12 protein-coding genes are annotated in these 18,466 nt (G+C 63.8%); 5 read left to right on the top strand and 7 right to left on the bottom strand.

The window, feature by feature from the left end; genetic code table 11:
* Window positions 1-73 precede the first annotated feature (73 nt).
* On the bottom strand, window positions 74-10,594 hold the full coding sequence (locus AC3WRD_RS25920) for an autotransporter-associated beta strand repeat-containing protein (protein ID WP_102622590.1): 10,521 nt from the start codon (window positions 10,592-10,594) through the stop codon (window positions 74-76).
* Window positions 10,595-11,001: 407 nt separating this feature from the next.
* On the opposite strand from AC3WRD_RS25920, the gene AC3WRD_RS25915 reads away from it, so the two are divergent.
* Window positions 11,002-11,961 (top strand): nucleoside-specific channel-forming protein Tsx, encoded by a 960-nt coding sequence (locus tag AC3WRD_RS25915; protein WP_102622591.1) that lies wholly within the window; start codon window positions 11,002-11,004, stop codon window positions 11,959-11,961.
* Between the two features lie 14 nt (window positions 11,962-11,975).
* The gene (locus AC3WRD_RS25910) at window positions 11,976-12,998 is read left to right on the top strand and encodes a purine-nucleoside phosphorylase (RefSeq protein ID WP_102622592.1); all 1,023 of its coding nucleotides are present in this window, start codon (window positions 11,976-11,978) and stop codon (window positions 12,996-12,998) included.
* A gap of 3 nt (window positions 12,999-13,001) precedes the next feature.
* Here the strand turns inward: AC3WRD_RS25910 and AC3WRD_RS25905 are convergent, their stop codons facing one another.
* The 3 genes from AC3WRD_RS25905 to AC3WRD_RS25895 form a co-directional block, all read right to left on the bottom strand.
* Window positions 13,002-13,958, bottom strand: coding sequence for a quinone oxidoreductase family protein (locus AC3WRD_RS25905; protein WP_102622593.1), 957 nt, complete (start codon window positions 13,956-13,958; stop codon window positions 13,002-13,004).
* Window positions 13,959-13,988: 30 nt separating this feature from the next.
* Window positions 13,989-14,162 carry a DUF1427 family protein gene (locus AC3WRD_RS25900; RefSeq protein ID WP_085733565.1) on the bottom strand — a complete coding sequence of 58 codons (174 nt, stop codon included), beginning with the start codon at window positions 14,160-14,162 and terminating at the stop codon, window positions 13,989-13,991.
* 89 nt (window positions 14,163-14,251) lie between these two features.
* The gene (locus AC3WRD_RS25895; protein ID WP_371858330.1) at window positions 14,252-15,031 is read right to left on the bottom strand and encodes an AraC family transcriptional regulator; all 780 of its coding nucleotides are present in this window, start codon (window positions 15,029-15,031) and stop codon (window positions 14,252-14,254) included.
* A gap of 146 nt (window positions 15,032-15,177) precedes the next feature.
* On the opposite strand from AC3WRD_RS25895, the gene AC3WRD_RS25890 reads away from it, so the two are divergent.
* Window positions 15,178-15,405 (top strand): DUF6555 family protein, encoded by a 228-nt coding sequence (locus AC3WRD_RS25890; protein ID WP_096821993.1) that lies wholly within the window; start codon window positions 15,178-15,180, stop codon window positions 15,403-15,405.
* Window positions 15,406-15,443: 38 nt separating this feature from the next.
* Window positions 15,444-15,716, top strand: a complete 273-nt coding sequence (locus AC3WRD_RS25885) for a hypothetical protein (RefSeq protein ID WP_102622595.1) — start codon at window positions 15,444-15,446, stop codon at window positions 15,714-15,716.
* Window positions 15,717-15,739: 23 nt separating this feature from the next.
* On the opposite strand, the gene AC3WRD_RS25880 is transcribed toward AC3WRD_RS25885, so the two are convergent.
* The 3 genes from AC3WRD_RS25880 to AC3WRD_RS25870 form a co-directional block, all read right to left on the bottom strand.
* Window positions 15,740-15,907 (bottom strand): metallothionein, encoded by a 168-nt coding sequence (locus AC3WRD_RS25880; protein WP_074689145.1) that lies wholly within the window; start codon window positions 15,905-15,907, stop codon window positions 15,740-15,742.
* A 439-nt stretch (window positions 15,908-16,346) separates the two neighbouring features.
* Window positions 16,347-16,802 carry a DMT family transporter gene (locus AC3WRD_RS25875; protein WP_102622596.1) on the bottom strand — a complete coding sequence of 152 codons (456 nt, stop codon included), beginning with the start codon at window positions 16,800-16,802 and terminating at the stop codon, window positions 16,347-16,349.
* 4 nt (window positions 16,803-16,806) lie between these two features.
* On the bottom strand, window positions 16,807-17,295 hold the full coding sequence (locus AC3WRD_RS25870; RefSeq protein WP_102622597.1) for a DMT family transporter: 489 nt from the start codon (window positions 17,293-17,295) through the stop codon (window positions 16,807-16,809).
* A gap of 111 nt (window positions 17,296-17,406) precedes the next feature.
* Between AC3WRD_RS25870 and AC3WRD_RS25865 the strand changes: the two genes are divergently transcribed.
* Window positions 17,407-18,342 (top strand): LysR family transcriptional regulator, encoded by a 936-nt coding sequence (locus tag AC3WRD_RS25865; RefSeq protein ID WP_102622598.1) that lies wholly within the window; start codon window positions 17,407-17,409, stop codon window positions 18,340-18,342.
* Window positions 18,343-18,466: the final 124 nt, after the last annotated feature.

The raw sequence follows: 18,466 nt of genomic DNA, 5'->3' as shown, positions 1-18,466 counted from the left end.
CGAGATCACGGATTCGAGCGTATTTAGCCAAAAAAAACCGCCCTTTCGGGCGGCTAAAGTGCTTCGACCATGATCAGAAGCTTTGGCTGAAGCTGATGGTCATCGCGCTGTCGTTGTTGTCGCTGGACACCTGACCCGAGTAGCCGATGCCGAGCTTGCCGGTCGGGCTGATCTGGAAGTCCACGCCGGCTTCGAGCAGCGCACTGTCCTTGGCGATCGGTACGCCCTGGGTGCTGAACGACGCGCCGCCGTCGATGAAGGTCAGGTCGGCGTCAGGTTTGGTATCACCGTAGGCATGTCGCCAGCCGATCGCCGCCCGTGGCGTGAGTTGGCTGCCGTTGGCCAGGGTCACCAACTTGCCGATGCGCACACCGAGGGTCGAGTAGGTGATGTCCTGATCGGCATCGCCCTTCAGGCGCCCCACTCCGCCTTTTTCCTTGGCGGTGTCGCTGTCGTAGTTGACGTAGGCCAGGCCGGCGAACGGTTCGATGGCCACGCCTGCCGCATTGATGGCGTAACCCACTTCGCCGAACACCTGGGCACTGCGGGCATCGTAGTCAGCCTTCAGGCGATCGTTGTAGGCACCGACGCTGACGTCGCGTTTGGTCTCGATGCTGTGCCAGCTGTAAGCCGCGCCGAGGCGCACGGCCAGTGCATCGAACTGCGAACTCAGGTAACCCGCCAGGTGGTAGCTGTCAACCTTGGCATCGGAGTTGCGATCGTGGGCGTTGAGGTTGCCACGGGTGTAGCCCGCGGCCATCCCGGCACGCCATTGATCGTCGAGTTGCTTGTCCGTGCCGAGCATGAAACCGCCGAGGCTGCGATCGACTTTCGCCGTGTTGCTGTCGCCGCCCATGTCGCCCCAGGCACCAATGGCCCGGGCCCAGCCGACCATTTCACCGTGGCAGCCGTTGCTGCTCAGTTGGGTGTCGCTCGGTGCCAACGTCCGGCGTGGATCATCCGACGCGCTGCAGGTCGGTTGACGCATACGGTCATTGACCGCTTCACGCACAAAGCGTGAATCCTCGAGAACCGCGCTCGCGGTGCTGGCATGGATCTCCCCGGACAGGTTGTCGAAAGCGTGACGCGCGCCGGCCACGCTGAGGTTGACGATCTCGTTCTGCAACGCAGCACCCGCCGGCCCGTTGCTCATCAACGCCGAGGCGGTGTTGCGCTGGTTACTCGTGGCGGCGACGTCGGCGAACGAATTGCCGTTGCGGCTGACCACCAGGTTCACCGCGTCAGGGCTGTACACCAGCGCCGTGTCGAGGAACGCATATTGCGGCAGATCGGCTGCGCTGAAGGTGCCGGTCACGCCACCGCCGGCGGTGATCAGCGAATACACGGTGTTGCCGGTGAACGGCGCCAGGCTGTTCACTTGCAGGCCACCGCCCAGGGTTGCAGTGCCGCCGACGGCCAGAGGCGTAGCGGTGGGCGAGCTGACGGTCAGGGCCAGTACACCGTCGGCAGCGTTGGTCAGGTTGCCCGCCACACTCAAGGTGCCGTCTGCGCCACCGGAGGCCACCACACCGTGGTTGACCACCGAACCGACGCTGCCGTTACCGCTCAGGGCCGCGCCGTTGGCCACGGTCACTTGTCCGCCCAGGGAGGCCCGCGCTGAACGGCTGCCGACCTGCAGCACGCCTTGATCGACCGACACGGTGCCGCTGAACGGTTGATCGCCGGTCAACAGCAAAGTCCCGACGCCACGCTTGGCCAGCGCACCGAGGCCGCTGAGAACACCATTGAACTGGCCATTGGTATTCTGCTGGAACACCAACGAAGCGTTATCGATGATGTTGCCTTGCAGGCTGGTGGTGTTACCGATCAGCGTACCGCCGCTGACCGTGGTGCCACCGCTGTAAGTGTTGGCGCCGGTGAGGATCAGCGTGCCGGAGTCCAGTTTTTCGATACCGCCGGTACCGATCAGTGGCACATCAATCTGCGCGCTGGCGCCGGCATTCACGCGGATTGGCGCCGGGGTGCCACCAGGCCCGTTGACCGGGGTCAGCGTGTCGCCGGCATCCGGTTCCAGGCTGTAGCCGTTGACGAGGAATTGCAGCCCGGTGAAGTTCTGGTTGCCTTGGATGGTGACCGTCCCGCCCTGCCCGCCAAACACTGCGAACTGGCCGTTGGAGCCCAGTGCCTGAGTGCCGGTCGGGTCGGTCCAGTTGGTGCCAGGCCCCCACACGCCGTTGCCGCCACCGATGCTGCCGTCCGGGTTGGTCTTGCCACCGTTCCAGAACTGCACTTCGCCCGGCGTGCCTTGCACCAGCAGGTTGACCTGATTGGCCAGCGCAGTTTGCAGGGTCAGATTGGCCGCCGAAACCGGCAGGCTGCCGTAGACCAGACCGTTGTTGGTCAGCGTGCCACCGTAGCTGAACAGCTGATACACCCCGACGCCGAAGCCACCGGCGTTAGTGATGTTCAGCGTGCCGTCGAGGGTCAGGTTGCCGGCGACGTTGACCACGGTCGTGGAGCTGGCGGCCGAGCCGAGGGTGAAGTCCAGATTCGTCCCCGAAGACAACGCCAGTGAACCAACGGACAACGGTGCGGCGTTACCGCCGCCAAGCAGCGTCGCACCGCTGGCCAGTTGCACAGTCCCACCGAATTGACCGCTGCCACCGATCTTCGCACCGCTGGCGACATTGACGTTGGCGCTGTTGAGCACGCCGTTGACGTTGAGCGTACCGGCCTGCACGGCGGTGTTGCCGGTGAAGGTGTTGTTGCCGGTCAGCAGCAAGGCGCCGGTGCCGGTTTTGTTCAGGGTGCCGGCGCCCGTCAGATTGCCGGTGTAGCTGCCGTCGCTGTTCTGCTCGAAGGTCAGCGCCGCGTTGTTGACGATTGCACCTTGCAGGCTGCTGGTGTCGCCACGGGTGCTGCCGCTGTTCAGCGTCGTGCCGCCGCTGTAGGTGTTGGCGCCGCTGAGCACCAGGTCGCCAGCGCCGTTTTTCACCAGGCTGCCGCTGCCGGTGATCGCGCCGATCAGCGTGGTGCTCTGGTTGCCGGCCAGGGTCAGTTGCGCCCCCAGGTTGATGGCGTTGGCCAGTTGCAGCGCAGAGGTGCTGTCGAGGGTGCCGTTGCCCAGCACACTGAGAGCGCCGCTGCTGATCGCGCTGTTGTTGCCCAGAATCAGCGTACCGCCAGACAGCTGAGTACCGCCGCTGTAAGTGTTGCTGCCGTTGAGGGTCAGGCTCGATGCGCCGGTCTTGATCAGACTGCCGCTGCCGCTGACCACACCGCCGAGGGTCAATGCGTTGGAGCCGGCGACGGTGAGTCCGCCATTGAGCACCACATCGTTGGCCAGGCTGACCGCCGTGTTGCTGTCCAGCGCCGTGCCGTTGGCGGCGGTCAATACGCCAGTGCCGAGGGCCGCGTTGTTGCCAACCACAATCTTGCCGCCGTTGAGCGCGGTGCCGCCGGTGTAGCCGTTGGCCGCGTTGAGCACCAGGGTGCCGGTGTCGTATTTGCCCAGCGTGCCAGCGCCATTGAGCGCGACGCCCACGGTCGCGGTGACGTTCGGATCGACCCGCACGGTGGCATTGCCCAGCGAACCGTTGACCAGATTCAACGAACCGGCCGTGCCGTTCTGCAGGCTGTAGCCATCGGTGACGAACTGCATGCCGGTGATGGTTTGCGCGCCATTGACGGTCACGGTGCCCGCCGTGCCCTGGAACACCGCGAAGCTGTTGGTCCAGGCCTGATTGGTGGTGCCGTTGACGTCGGTCCAGTTGGTGGTGCCGGTGCCCCAGGTGCCGCTGCCGCCATCCACCGAACCGTTGGCAACGAGTTGGTTGCCGTCCCAGAACTGCACGGTGACGCCCGGTGCGGTGACCAGCAGGTTGATCTGGTTGGCCAGCGCGGTCTGCAGGGTCAGATCGCCCGGCGTGACGCTGCCCGGCACGGTGCCGATCAGCATGCCGTTGTCGGTCAGGCCGCCGGTGTAGTTGATCAACCGGTACACGCCACTGCCGAAGCCGCCGATGTCGCTGACGTTGAGGGTGCCGTCGAGGGTCAGGTTGCCGCCGACGTTGACCAACGCGTTGCCGCCACCGGAAACCGGGGCGCCGAGGCCGACGTCGAAGTTTGAGTTGGCGTTGAACACCAGCGAATTCACCGACAGCGTGCTGCCGGTGGCGCCGGCCAGATGGCCGCCGTCCGCCACGGTCACGGCCCCGCCGAGCGAGCCGCTACCGGTCAGGGTGCCGCCGCTGTTGACCAGTACGCTGGCGCTGTCCAGCGAGCCGCTGACGTTCAAGGTGCCGGCGTTGACCGTGGTGTTGCCGGTCAGGCTGTTGAGGCCGGTCAGGGTCAGCGTACCGGTGCCGAGTTTGTTCAATTCGCCCGTACCGGTGAGCACACCGCCGAAAATACTGCTGGCGTTGTTGCCGCCGATGCTCAGCGTGTTGCCGCCGCCGATCAGTGCGGTACCGCTGCCGGTCAGGCTGGCGAGGCTGCCCGAGCCGCCGAGGTTGAGGGTCGCCGCAGCGCCGAGATTGACCCCGGCGTTGCTGCCCAGTGCCGAGTTGCCCAGGGTGGTCAGGCTGCCGGACTGCACATCGAAGGTGCCGCTGAAGGTGTTGTTGCCGGATAGCGTCAGGTCGGCCAGACCGTTCTTGGTCAGGGTGCCCGCCCCGGCAATCACGCCACCCAGGGTCAGGTTGTTGTTGCCGGCCACGGTAAGGTTGGCATTGACGTTGACGTTGTTGGCCAGCACCAGCGGCGCAGTGGTGTCGAGAGTCGATGCGCCCGCCACGGTCACCGCGCCGGAGCCCAGGCCCGCCGAGGTACCGAGGGTCACGGTGCCGGCGTTCAGCGTGGTGCCACCGCTGTAGGTGTTGATGCCATTGAGGGTCAGGTTGGAGGCGCCGTTCTTGATCAGTCCGCCGCTGCCGCTGACCACGCCGCTGAGGGCCACGTCGCTGTTGCCGGTGTTGGTCAGATTGGCGTTGAGCACCACGTTGTTGCCCAGCGACACCGAGGTGTTGCTGTCCAGCGACGACGCACCGGCCACGGTCAGGTTGCCCAGACCGAGGGCGCCGTTGCTGCCGGCGGTCAGGGTGCCGGCATTGAGGGTGATGCCGCCGAGGAAGTTGTTGGCCCCGCTCAGGATCAGGTTGGCCGCGCCGTTCTTGGTCAGGCTGCCGGCGCCGTTGATGGCGCCGCTGAGTGTCAGATCGTTGCTGCCGACGATGCCGAGGTTGCCCGCCAGGTTGATCGCGTTACCCGCCGTGAAGGCGCCACTGGCATCCAGGGTGGTGCCATTCGCCGCGTTCAGGGTGGCCGAGCCCAGCGCGCTGTTCGACGCCAGAATCAATCCGCCCGCGTTCAGTGCCACCGGCCCGAGGAAGGCGTTGTTGCCACCGAGGGTCAGGCTGGCCGAACCGTTCTTGATCAAGCCGCCAGTGCCGGAAATGACACCGTTGAGGGTCAGCGCATTGCTGCCGAGCACGGTGAGGTTGCCGTTGAGCGTGGCCGCGTTGGCCAGGGTCACGGCGGTGTTGCTGTCCAGTTGCGTACCGGCGTTGGCGATCAAAGCGCCAGTGCCCAGGGCGGTGTTGCTGCCGACGACCAATGTGCCGCCGTCCAGTTGCGTGCCGCCGGTGTAGCTGTTGGCGCCGTTGAGCACCAGTGTGCCCGCATCGAGTTTGTTGAGGATGCCGCTGCCGTCGATGTTCACACCGACCGTGGCGGTCACGCCCGGATCGACCCGCATCGCCGTGGTGCCGCCAGTGCCGTTGACGGCGGTCAGCAGACCCGACGTGCCGTTGACCACGTTGTAGCCATCGGTGAGGAATTGCATCCCGGTGAACAGTTGCGTGCCGTTGACCGACACCGTGCCCGCCGTGCCCTGGAACACCGCAAAGTCGCCGGCCCAGGTCTGGTTCACCGTGCCGCTGGAATTGGTCCAGTTGGTGCCGCCGGCAGTCCATGTACCAGTGCCGCCATCCACGGTGCCATTGGCGATCGTCTGGCTGCCGTCCCAGAAACGCAGGTTGGTGTTCGGCGCCGACACCACCAGGTTCACCTGGTTACCCAGGGTCTGCACGAGGATGTCGCCGAGGCCGTAACCCACCGGCACACCGGCCACGGTCAGGCCGTTGTCGGTCAGCGCGCCGATGTAGTTGAACAAGCGGTAGACACCGACACCGAAACCGCCGGCATCGGTGACGTTGAGATTGCCGTCGAGGGTCAGGTTGCCGCCGATGTTCATCAGCGAGCTGGTCGAAGGCGTGGCGAGGCTAGCGTCGACATTACTGTTGGCGGTGAGGATCAGCGACGAGGTGGACAAGGTGTTGCCCGAGGACAACGCCAGATGACCGCCGCTGTTGATGGTGATGAAGCCCAGCGCCGAACCGGTACCTGTGAGGGTGGCGCCGTTGTTGATGTTGAGCTGGGTGCTGGCCAGCGAACCGGTGAGATTCAGCGTACCGGCGTTGACGTTGGTGTTGCCGGTGAGGCCGCTGCTGCCGGTGAGGTTCAGCGTCCCGGTACCGACTTTGGTCAGGGCGCCACTGCCACCGAGGTCACCGTCGAAGGTGCTGGTGCCGCTCACGCCGCCCACCGTCAGGGTGTTGCCGCCGGCGATCTGCACGCTGCCGCTGCCGCTCAGCCCGTTGAGGCTGGCGCTGCTGTTGAGATAGAGATTGGCGCCGGCGCTGATGTTGGCGCCGGAGGTGTTGCCCAGCGCCCCGCTGCTCACGGTGGTGACGCTGCCGGAGGCAATGTTCAGCGCACCGGTGAAGGTGTTGTTGCCGCTGAGCGTCAGGTCGCCAAAACCGTCCTTGGTCAGGCTACCGGCGCCATCGATCACGCCACTGAGGTTCAGGGTGTTGCTGCCGGCCAGGGTCAGGCCGGCGTTGAGGGTGATGTTGTTGCCGACGCTCATGCCGGTGCTGGTATCCAGCGTCGAAGCGCCACCGACGGTCAGATCGCCACTGCCCAACGCAGCGGCCGAGCCCAGTGTCAGCGTGCCCGCGTTGAGCGTGCTGCCGCCGCTGAAGGTGTTGGTGCCGTTGACAGTCAGGTTGGCTGCACCGTTCTTGATCAACTGGCCTGCGCCGCTGATCACGCCGCCAAGGGTCAGGTCCTGGGTGCCGCCGACGCTCAGCGCCGCATTGAGCACGACCGCGTTGGCCAGACTGGCCAGCGGCGAACTGCTGTCGAGCGTTGCTGCGCCGCCGACGGTCAAGGCGCCGGTCCCCAGTGCCGAGCTGTTGCCGACGGTCACCGTACCCGCGTTCAGCGTGGTGCCGCCGACGTAGGTATTGGTGCCATTGAGGTTCAGATTGGCTGCGCCGTTTTTCACCAGGCTGCCGGCACCGGCAACAGTGCCAGTGAGGGTCAGATCGGCGCTGCCGCCGATGTTCATCGCACCGGCCAGGTTGACCTGGTTGCCCAGAGTGACGGCTGTGTTGGTATCCAGTGTGGTGCCGGCCGCTGCGTTCAATGCGCCGCTGCCGATCGCGGTATTGCTGCCGACAATCAGCTTGCCGACGTTGAGTGCGGTGTTGCCGAAGTAGGTGTTGGCGCCGTTGAGAATCAGATCGGCGGGGCCGCTTTTGGTCAGGCCACCGACACCGGAGACCACACCCGCGAGGGTCAGCGCGTTGCTGCCGCCGATGGTCACGTTACCGCCGAGGTTAACGTTGTTGGCCAGGCTCGTCGCGGTGCTGGCGTCCAGCGTGGTGTTGTTGCCGGCGTTGAGCACGCCGGTGCCGAGGGCGGTGTTGGAGCCGACGATCAGTGTCCCGGCGTTCAGCGACGTCGCACCGGTGTAGGTGTTGTTGCCGGTCAGGGTCAGGGTCGAGGAGCCGGTCTTGATCAGGTTGCTGCCACCACTGATCACGCCGCCGAGGGTCAGCGGGTTGGCGCCGCCGGCGGTGAGGTTGGAGTTCAGCGCAATCGCGTTGTTCAGCGTCACGTTGGCGCTGCTGTTGAGCGTTGCGCCCGCCCCGCCCACGGTCAGCGTGCCGGTGCCGAGTGCCGCGCCGTTGCCGACGGTCAGGCTGCCAGCGTTGAGCGCCGTGCCGCCAGTGAAGGTGTTGGCGCCGTTGAGGGTCAGGTTGGCGGTGCCGTTCTTGATCAACTGACTGGCGCCGCTGAGCACGCCGCCCAGGATCATGCCGTTGCTGCCGCCGATGGCCAGGTTGCCGTTGAGGGCAACGTTGTTGTTGAGGATGACCGAAGTGTTGCTGTCGAGGGTCGCGGCATTCGCGACGGTCAGGGCGCCACTGCCCAGTGCGGCGGCGTTGCCGACAGTGAGCGTCCCGGCGTTCAGCGTGGTGCCACCACTGAAGGTGTTGGCGCCGTTGAGAATCAAGTTGGCCGCGCCGTTTTTGGTCAGCCCGCCGCTGCCGCTGACCACACCGCCGAGGGTCAGGTTGGCGTTACCGGCGATGTTCAGGTTGCCGCCGAGGGCGACGGCGTTGCTCAGTGCCACGGTGGTGCTGGCGTCGAGGGTAGTGCCCGCCGCCGTGGTCAGTGCGCCGGTACCCAGCGCGGTGTTGGAGCCGACGATCAGCGTCCCGTTGTTCAGCGCCGTACCGCCGGAGAACGTGTTGTTGCCGCTGAGGGTCAGGTTCGCGGTGCCGCCCTTGATCAGGTTGCCGGCGCCGCTGATGACGCCGCTCAGGCCCAGGGCCTGAGTGCCGCCGATGGTCAGGTCCGACGCCAGTGCAACCGCGTTGGCCAGCGTCACCGCCGTCGTTGCATCGAGGGTGGTGCCGGACGCAGCGTTAAGTGCTCCCGTGCCGAGCGCGGTGTTGCTGCCGACGAACAAAGTGCCGCCGTTGAGCGCAGTGGTGCCACTGTTGGTGTTGTTGCCGGTCAGGGTCAGGCTGGCGCTGCCGCTCTTGGTGATTGCGCCGGTGCCGGAGACGATGCCGGACAGCGTCAGAGCATTGCTGCCAAGCACGTTCAACGCACCGGTGATGCCGACGTTGTTGGCCAGGGTCACGTTGCCGGTGCTGTCGAGGCTGGTGCCGTTGCTGGTATTGAGCACCCCGGTGCCCAAGGCGTTGTTGTTGCCGACGCGCAAGGTGCCGGCGCTGAGGCTGGTGATCCCGGTGTAGGTGTTGATGCCGTTGAGGGTCAGGCTGCCGCTGCCGGTTTTGGTCAGGTTCGCGGCGCCGCTGATCACTCCGCCCAGGGTCAGCGCACCGGTGCCGGTCGCGGTCAGGGTGCTGTTGAGCGTGATCGCGTTAGCCAGCGAAATCGGCGTCGTCGCCGAGATGCTCGAAGAGCCGCCAACGGTGATGCTGCCGGTGCTGAACGCCTGGTTGTTGCCCACCAGCACCACACCGCCGTTGAGCACGGTATTGCCGGTGTAGGTGTTGATGCCGCTGAGGTCGATCTGGCCGCTGCCGATCTTGGTCAGGCCGCCAGTGCCGGAGATCACCCCGTTCAGAGTCATGCCGTTGATGCCCTGCAGGGTCAGACCGCCGGCGCCCAGGTTGATCTGGTTGGCCAGCGACAGTCCGGCGTTGCTGGCCTGGAGAATCCCGCCGTTGGACGTCAGTACGCCGCTACCGAACGCCGCGTTGTCGTTGAACTGCGCGACACCGCCATTGAGCGTGGTCGCACCGCTGACCAAGGGCCCCTGCAAGGTCCAGGTGCCGCTGTTGAGGGTCAGGTTGTTGAAGTTGACGTAGACCAGGCTGGATGCCGTGCCGGTGCCGGTGGTGCCGCCGCCAAGGCCGATCGGGTTTTGCAGGATCAGCGTGTTGGTACCGGCTGCGCCGCCATCGATCGTCCCGGTCGGGGCGAAGGTCAGGTTGACGCCGATCAAGCCACCGAGGCCGACGGACAATTGCGCACCGTCACCTTGGTTAACGCTGGAACCTGTGATCGCGTAGAAGGTGTTGGTGCTGCCCGCCCCCATCGACACGCCGCCAGTGATGTTACCGGCGTTGGTGAAAGTGTTGCCCGCCACCGACGTCTCGAACGCGACCCGGCCGTTGATCGTGCCGGTGGCGCTGTTGGTCATGTTGACTTGTGAACCGCCATACACCCCGACCACCGGGGTATCGGCCAGGGTGATCCCGCCGACCGACAGCCCGGTCGAGGTAATCGTGCCGTCGTTGGTGATGGTCGTAGTGCCCGACACCGAGTTGTTCACGGCTATCCCCAGACCGTCGATGCTGGTCAGGTTGAGGCCGAGCAGCATGCCGGTACCGCGAATGAGCCCGGTGGTGTTGTTGACGATGCTCACCGTGCTGGTCGCACCGGTGCCGATGAACGCGCCGCCACTGAGGATCGAGACCAGGCCCAGCAAGGCCGGGTCGAGGGTGCCGGAGTTGTTCAGGTTGATGTTGGCCCCGGTCAGGTTGATCACCTTGCCACCCAGGGTCGCGTTCATCTGTGCACCGTTGGTGACGTTGACCGTCAATCCGCTGGTGGCACTGCTGTAATCGTTGAGAAACAGCGGCAGCGTCGGGACGCCCGAACAGGTAATCGTGGAGCCTGCAGCCGAGCAGGTGGCGAACGCCTGCTCACTGACCCCGCCGAACAGTAGCCCGGCGACGCTCAGGTGCACAGCAAGGGAAAGTGGGGAAAAACGCGAAACGAGGGCGACACCAAACCTTGCTTCCACGGGCTACTCCTTTCGTGGCCAATTCATCCTTGAAGGCGTGCAACTGCGGCAAGATCCGACACGCGTATCAAGCGTATGACGGTCATCAGATAAACCGTCTATTCCCGAGACAAGCTAGTTGATGCCCTGCGATGGGGCACCGGTTAAATAGTGTTAATACTTTTGTGCGATAAGCCGCTTGAGCGATGCTCCGAGCCGTTCTGAGCACGGGCTTGAGTGCTTTCGGGGAAGGCCTGAGCCAAGCCTGACCGAAGGGCCAGGTAAATCACTGAATTGATCTGTTTTTCAGCGTCTTGCGAAACTGGTACGGGTTGTGCAAACGTTTGCGAGTCGCCGTTACTCACAATTTCATTACAGAACCGTACAAGCCCGCTTTTTCGGGCCTTGATCCGCAAAAAGGACTTTGAATGCACGTTTCTTCCTGCCGCCGCCGTCGTGGTGCGCGCACCGTTGCTGTTTCCCTGCTACTGGCCGGCGTTACCGGAGTTCTCAGCCACACCGCGCTGGCGCAACCTGCCCTGCCCGAAGAATCTGCCCAGGGCGAAGCTCTCAGCCCCGAAGCCAGCCCGCCGAAAAAAGGCGCGTACCTGTCGGACTGGTACAACCAGGACCTGATGCTGATCGGCAGCAAGGACATCAGCTTCGGCCCGCAACCGGCCGACGATATCTATCTGGAATATGAGTACTTCGGGCGCAAGGGCCCGTTCGAGCTGTACGGCTATATCGACATCCCGAAGATCTTCAACATCGGCAACAGCCACGACAAAGGCGTGTGGGATCACGGCTCGCCGGTGTTCATGGAACACGAACCGCGCATCTCCATCGACTACCTCGCCGGCCGCAGCCTGGCCATCGGGCCGTTCAAGGAATGGTACGTGGCGTTCGACTGGATCTACGATCACGGCAGCCGCAAGGAGAACCGTGCCAACACGCTGTACAGCGGTTTGGGTACCGACATCGACACCCACTCGCGGGTCAACCTGTCGGCCAACCTGTACGGGCGCTACCAGTGGGAAAACTACGGCGCCAGCAACGAGTATTCGTGGGACGGCTACCGCGCGCAGCTGAAGTACATCGTGCCGATCGACAAGTTCAGCAACGGTGCTTCGCTGACCTACATTGGTTTCACCAACTTCGATTTCGGCTCGGACCTGCACAAGGACAACCCGGCGCGCACCGCCAATGCCACGGTGGCGACCAACGTGTTGCTGTACTCGTTCACGCACCTGCGCTTCACCCTCGTCGGCCGTTACTTCCACAACGGCGGCAACTGGGAGGACGGCAGCGAGCTTAACTTCGGCGACGGCAACTTCCGCGCACGTTCCAACGGCTGGGGTTACTACGCCGGCATCGGTTATCAGTTCTGAATCCAGGAGCAATCATGAAAGCAATGACGCGTATATCTCTGGCCGCTGCTGCCCTGCTCTCTTCCACCGCCTGGGCGGCCGAGGCACCGATTCAGCCGAAAGTGATGTTGATCACCATGTTCGCCCCGGAAGCTCAGCACTGGATCGATCGCCTCGAACTCAAGCAGGAAATCCGCGTGCCGGGCCTGTCGGCCGAGTACCCGAGCATCCGCTGCAACACGCAGCAGGTGTGCCTGATGACCACCGGCATGGGTCAGACCAACGCCGCCGCCTCGACCCTGGCACTGGCGCTGTCGCCGAAATTCGACCTGCGCAAAAGCTACTTCCTGATCGCCGGGATTGCCGGCATCAGCCCCAAACACGGAACCATCGGCACCGCTGCCTGGGCGCATTATCTGGTCGAGTTCGGCACCCAGTGGGAACTGGATTCGCGCGATGCGCCATCGAGTTGGCCGACCGGTTACCTCGGCATCAACACTAAAGGCCCGAATGAAAAACCGCCGCTGGACTACAAGACCGAAGTCTTCGAACTCAACCCGAAACTACAGGCCAAGGCCTTCGCCCTGAGCCACAAGGTCGAACTGAGCGAGAGCAAGGAATCGGCGGCGTGGCGCCTGAAATACCCGGCAGCACCCGCCAACCAGCCGCCGGTGATCACCCGGTGCGACACGCTGGCGGGCAACACTTGGTTCTCCGGCACACGCCTGAGCGAACGCGCCGAGGTCTGGACCAAATTGTTGACCGACAACAAAGGCGAATACTGCACCACCCAACAGGAAGACAACTCCACCTACGAGGCCCTGCTACGCGCCAGCCGCGAGGGCCTGGTGGACGTGCAGCGCCTGGCCGTGGTGCGCGCCGGCTCCGACTTCGACCGCCCGGCGCCGGGCGGTAGCGAAGTGGACAACCTGCTCAAGTACGCCGATCAAGGCGGATTTGTCCCGGCACTGGAAAACCTCTACCGCGCAGGTCATCCGCTGGTGCAGGACATCCTGAAGCACTGGTCGGCGTGGGAGAACGGCGTCCCTGAAGCCTGAGGATCAAGGCATCAGGATGATCTTGTCGCCACTGCCCTGATTCACATCGGCATAGCGCGCCAGTCCTTCGGCCAGCGGCGCTTCGACAAGCCCTTGCGGCAGTGGCAGCAAGTCTTCGTCGAAGAACCGGCCGAACTGTTCGAGCATCGCCGCGCAAGCCTCAACGCCGTACAGCAGGGAGTTGATGCCAACCACGGAACCGCCCTTGCGATACAGGGCCAGCGCCGGCAGTTGCACATGCCCGTCCACCGGCGCAGCGATGATCGCGATGCGCCCGAAAGGTGCCAGCGCCGGCACCGAGGCCGGCAGCCAGAACCCGGTGGTGTCGAAGATCACGTCGGCACCACCGCGGTACACCGCGTTGACCTGAGCGCCGAGCTCCTCGGGCTTGTCCAGTTGGATCGTCTGATAACCCTGCGCCTGCAAATCCTTGACCTGCTCCGGCCGCCGCGCCGCCGCCAGCAACTGCGCGCCGCGCACCTTGGCCAGCGCCAGTGCCGCCGTCGCCACCGCCCCGCCGCCGATCACCAGCAAACGGGTATCGGCGCTGACCAGACTGCGCTCCAATGCATCCCACGCCGTGGTGTAAGGCACGCCGAGGCTCGCGGCCTGGGTGAAACTCAAATGCGAAGGCTTGTGCGCCACGCCATTGGCCGGCAGTTTGACAAACTGCGCATGAGAGCCGTCGGCGAAAAAGCCCAGCTCACGCCCGGTGCCCCAGACTTCCTGACCAATCAACGCCTGCGGCCCCTCGACCACCACACCGGCAAAGTCCCGTCCGGGAATACGCGGCAGCGTGGTGTAAGGGAAACGCCCGAGCACGTTCTTCACGTCGCTGGGGTTCAGGCCCGCCGCCTTGATCTGCACCAGCACCTCGTCGACCCCCGGCACCGGTGTCGGCACCTCGACGAAGCGCAGGGAAGACAAGTCGCCGGTTTTATCGAATTGCAGTGCTTTCATGAGTTGATCCACCGAATGAAAAAAGGAAATTCAGGACAGCCAGCCACTGACCAGTTGCCGGCCCATCGGCCACAACTGCTCGCCCGCCAGCATGCCCAACAGGCCGACCAGCGCGATGGCCGGTGGCGCCGGGGAACGGAAATCCAGCGCGCCATACAGCAGGCCGACGCCCAGACCGATGCCCAGGGAAATCAGGTAGTTCATGGGATCACTCCGCCACATAAAGGGAATGGGCAAAGTCTAGGGAAAGGCTGCGACCGGCACCGGCCAAGGACTTCTGAATTTCGGCCAAATCAGCCTGGAAGCTGCCCTGCACTGAACTGCGAAGGCGCGACACCCAACTCGCGGCGAAACATGTCGCTGAAACTGCTCGGCGAATAACCCAGCTCACGGGCAATCGTGCTGACCGGCACGCCCTGAATCAACTCCGCCACCGCCGTCGCCAACTGCACCTGCCGCCGCCACTCGGCAAAGCCCATGCCCAGGCCCTCCTTGAACAACCGCGCCAACGTTCGCACGCTGGCCCCGGCGTTTTCGGCGTGTTGTTCGAAAGGAATCTCCAGCGACGGCGCGGCCATCACCGCCTGACACAGACTCATCAGCCGCCGGTCGGCATCGTCCGGCAGCGGAATCTTCAACTGTGAACGCCTTGCGCGTCTCAGCTCCAGCAGCGCCAGCCCGACCAACGCTTCGTAATACTCGGCATCGCCGTTATCGCCCTGTTCCACCAGCCCGACGATCAACTCACGCAGCAGACCACCGACCTCGATCACCTGCACGGTTTCATCCAGCGTCGCCGCCAGCGCCGGGCGCAGGTAGATATTGCGCATCTGCAAATCCGACACCACGCGAATCCCGTGCGGCACGCCCGGCGGCAACCAGACCGCCCGCTGCGGCGGCACCACCAGCGCCTCGTGCGGGGTCTCGACCCACATCACGCCGCTCATCGCATACAGTAACTGCCCCCAGACATGCTCGTGCGGCTCGATGAACAACCCGCGCGGATACGTGCGGGCCAGCGGTTGCACCGGCACATCGGTATCACTCAGATCGGGGGGCGCGGCGAGGGCCATGGCGAACATTCATCGGGGTTGACGGAAACGCCATGGTAACCAGTCCGCCCCCTCGCTCGCCATTGATAGATACCGTCGGACAATCCGAGTGAATTTTCCCGGTGCGCGACGATCCTTCTATTACCACAGGGAGGAAGACGGGCTTTATGAACAACGCAAAACTGTTTGTCATCGAATACACCCTTCACGGCGCGCCGAAGTCGTTCATTATCCGCTCGGACAAAATGGACAACACCGAGGCGTGGCACTGGGCAAGCTGCGACGCCGGGGTGGGCCGCATCCCGCGCTTCGGCCGGGAAAAGGTGCAAAAGACCAGCAAGCCTGCGGCGGAAAAATTCGGCGTGGAAAACGTCACGTGGCGACCGGCAAGCTAAGCTGTGGCGCAGGTGGGGACTAATTCGGGGGAACACACATGACGACCATCAGCAGCCCGGCGCACCTGGACTACAGCCTGGACACCGCCTCCGGCAGAGTCACCAGAAGCATCGACTGCCCGGTTGGCCTGGAACCCGTCGCAAACGACCCCTACTGCTTCGCCCTGCGCGTCCCGGCCCCACAGCCGGAAGACCTCGAACAGGCCACAACCGTCGACGTCCGAGTCGAAGGCCGACGCCTGCAAGGCACCGTCCGCCACACCGAACGCCTGGACGACGACAGCCTGAAACTGGAAGTGGAGCCTGACTAGGCTCCACTTTTACATGCAGCCCGTTATTTCGGGTGCGCGCACTGGCAACCCTTGCCAGAACACTCCTCGCCACTTTTGTGATGATGCGCACAGGCCTCACAGCAATAGTGCTTACCGTGCGCCACATAAGAATGCTCACCCTCCTTGATCGTGCAACGACATCCTGGGCAATCGCATTTTCTATCTGCCATGGAACAGACTCCTTTGGTGGTGGTTGTCTGAGGCTGAAAGAACAAGCCGTGCTACCAGTGTAGAAGGTGAAAACCACCCAACAACCAAATCACTCACTCCCCCACCACTCACCACTCACCACTCACCACTCACCAAGATGAGCGTTAGCTCGAGTACCGCTTTTGACGCACAGGCCCGTCGGCAGGCTGAGTGGAGGGATTGATCCGGGGGTGGGAGCGCAGCGACCGTGCGGCGAAGCCGCATGCATCGAGAGGAGGTGCAGCGAAGCAAACCGTAGGCGATGCCCCCGGATCAATCCCGGAGCGAAGGAACCCGAGCCACAGCGAGGGCCGTACGTCAGGGCACAGACCTTTTGGTTACTTTTGGGGCGTTTGCCAAAAGTGACCCGCCGTAAGGGCGGAACCCTAAGAAGCCGTTACCGCAGCAACGGATATGTACTCAATCAACCCCCCGCACGCTACTGCGATACATAAACACCAACGCCAACCCCAAACAAACCATCGCCAAAACCCGACTCGAAGACAGCTCAATCGCCGGATTCCCCAACCACCCAAAATTATCGATCAGCATCCCCATTCCAAGCTGCCCAACAATAACCGCCACCGTGGCCACGGCAGTACCAACGCGCGGTACCGCACCAACCATGACCATCATATAAACTACCCCAAACAACGCACCACTGAGCTGCCACTTCGGCACGTCCAGCAGGCTGACCGCATGGGCCGGTTCGAAAAACAGGATCAGCAGCCCCGTACTCACCGCGCCAACCACGAAAGTCAGGAGGCTACTGCGCAACACACCAACGGTTTCCCCAAGACGCCCATTGATCGCCGCCTGCACACTCAACACCGCGCCAGCCAACACCACCACCGCCAACAAAATAACCAGACTCATCTCATCACCCCCGCGCAATCAAAACCAGTGCCGCCACAATCAACCCCAACGCCAGCCACCGCTCAGCATTGACCTTCTTGCGCGTAGCCCCAAACCAGCCGAAATGGTCAATCAGCACACTCTTGCCGACCTGCCCCGACAGAATCGCAATCATCGTCATCGCAATCCCGATATGCGGCGTCGCCAACGTCAGCACCACCACATACATCGGCCCCAGAAACCCGCCGATCAACTGCCAGCGCGGCAGATCCGTCAGCGCCGGCCCCTTCTGCGGCCCCGCAAACAGCAACAGCAAAAACAGAATCGCCGACCCGACCCCGAAGATGCTCAAGGTCGCCCACAGGTGCCCGACCTGCTCACCCAGCGGCCCGAGCAACCCGGCCTCCACCGACAAGCCCATGCCGGCCAGAATCACCAACGGCAACAGCAACAAGCGCAAACCGGACCGGGCGACAGGTGCCGGCGCAGCACTCACTTCATCAAACGACTGCATCTGAAAAACCTCTGAAGGACACGATGGCGCGGATTATCGGCTGGCGCAGCTGTGCGATAAATGGGAGCATCCGGACAACACTTTTGCGTAACTCGCACAGCAGGACACACGATGCACGGGCTCAACGAACTGGGATTCAAGGCGCTAAGGCTGTTTGTGGCCGTGCTCGATCACGGCAGCTTTTCCGAAGTCGCCCGCCGCGAGGGCGTGGCGCCCTCTTCGATATCCCGGCAGATCCAGTTGATGGAGCAAGCGCTGAACCAGCAACTGCTTTACCGCCACACCCGCGCGGTCACACCAACCGAAGCCGGGCGCATGCTCGGCCACCACGCGCGGCTGGTGCTGGTGCAACTGGAGGAAGCCGAACAGGCGTTGCAGGAACAGCAAAGCGAACCGACCGGACTGGTGCGGATCAACGCCCCGGTGGTGTTCGGCCAACGTCATCTGACGCCATGGCTAGGCCGTCTGTGCGAGCGCTACCCGAAGCTGCAACTGGACATCCAGCAGACCGACCACTACATCGACCCGTTGCAGGAAGGCGCCGACCTGCTGTTCCGCATCGGCCCGCTGCACGACTCAAGCATGCAGGCGCGGATCCTGGCACCGCACCGGTTTCAGGTCGCGGCCAGCCCGGCGTATCTCAAGCGCTTCGGCACACCACAGCATCCCGACGACCTCGCCCGCCACCAGTGCCTGGCCTACAAGGGCGCGACCGGCCAGCAGCGCTGGTTTTTCCGTCAGGATCAGGGCGAGTGGACGCCGTATTCGGTCAAGGGTCCGATCACCGGCAACCACGCGGACACCCTGACCCAGGCCGCCGAACAGGGTTTGGGGCTGGTGATGTTTCCGTCATGGCTGATCGGCGAGGCGGTGCGTGAGGGCACGCTGGTGCCGGTGCTGGGGGATTATCAGGTGTCGAACAGTGTCGAGCCGCAGCAGATTGCGGTGCTGTGGCCGGGGAGCCGGCGGTTGTCGGTGAAGGTGCGGACGGTGATTGATTTCTTTGTTGAGTGTTTTGGGGAGGTTCCTTATTGGGATCGACCCTGAAGATCAAAAGCCAGCCCTCACCCTCTCCCGGAGGGAGAGGGGACCGATTGGGGGATATTTAAGAAATGCACCGACGTGAGCGATTAGCTTTGAATCCATAATCGACTGGTTTTTTCAGGTCGAT

The organism is Pseudomonas sp. FW215-R2 (assembly GCF_058789255.1).
The sequence above is the reverse complement of the archived record's forward strand: the minus strand, read 5'-3'. Positions and strand labels throughout refer to the sequence as shown.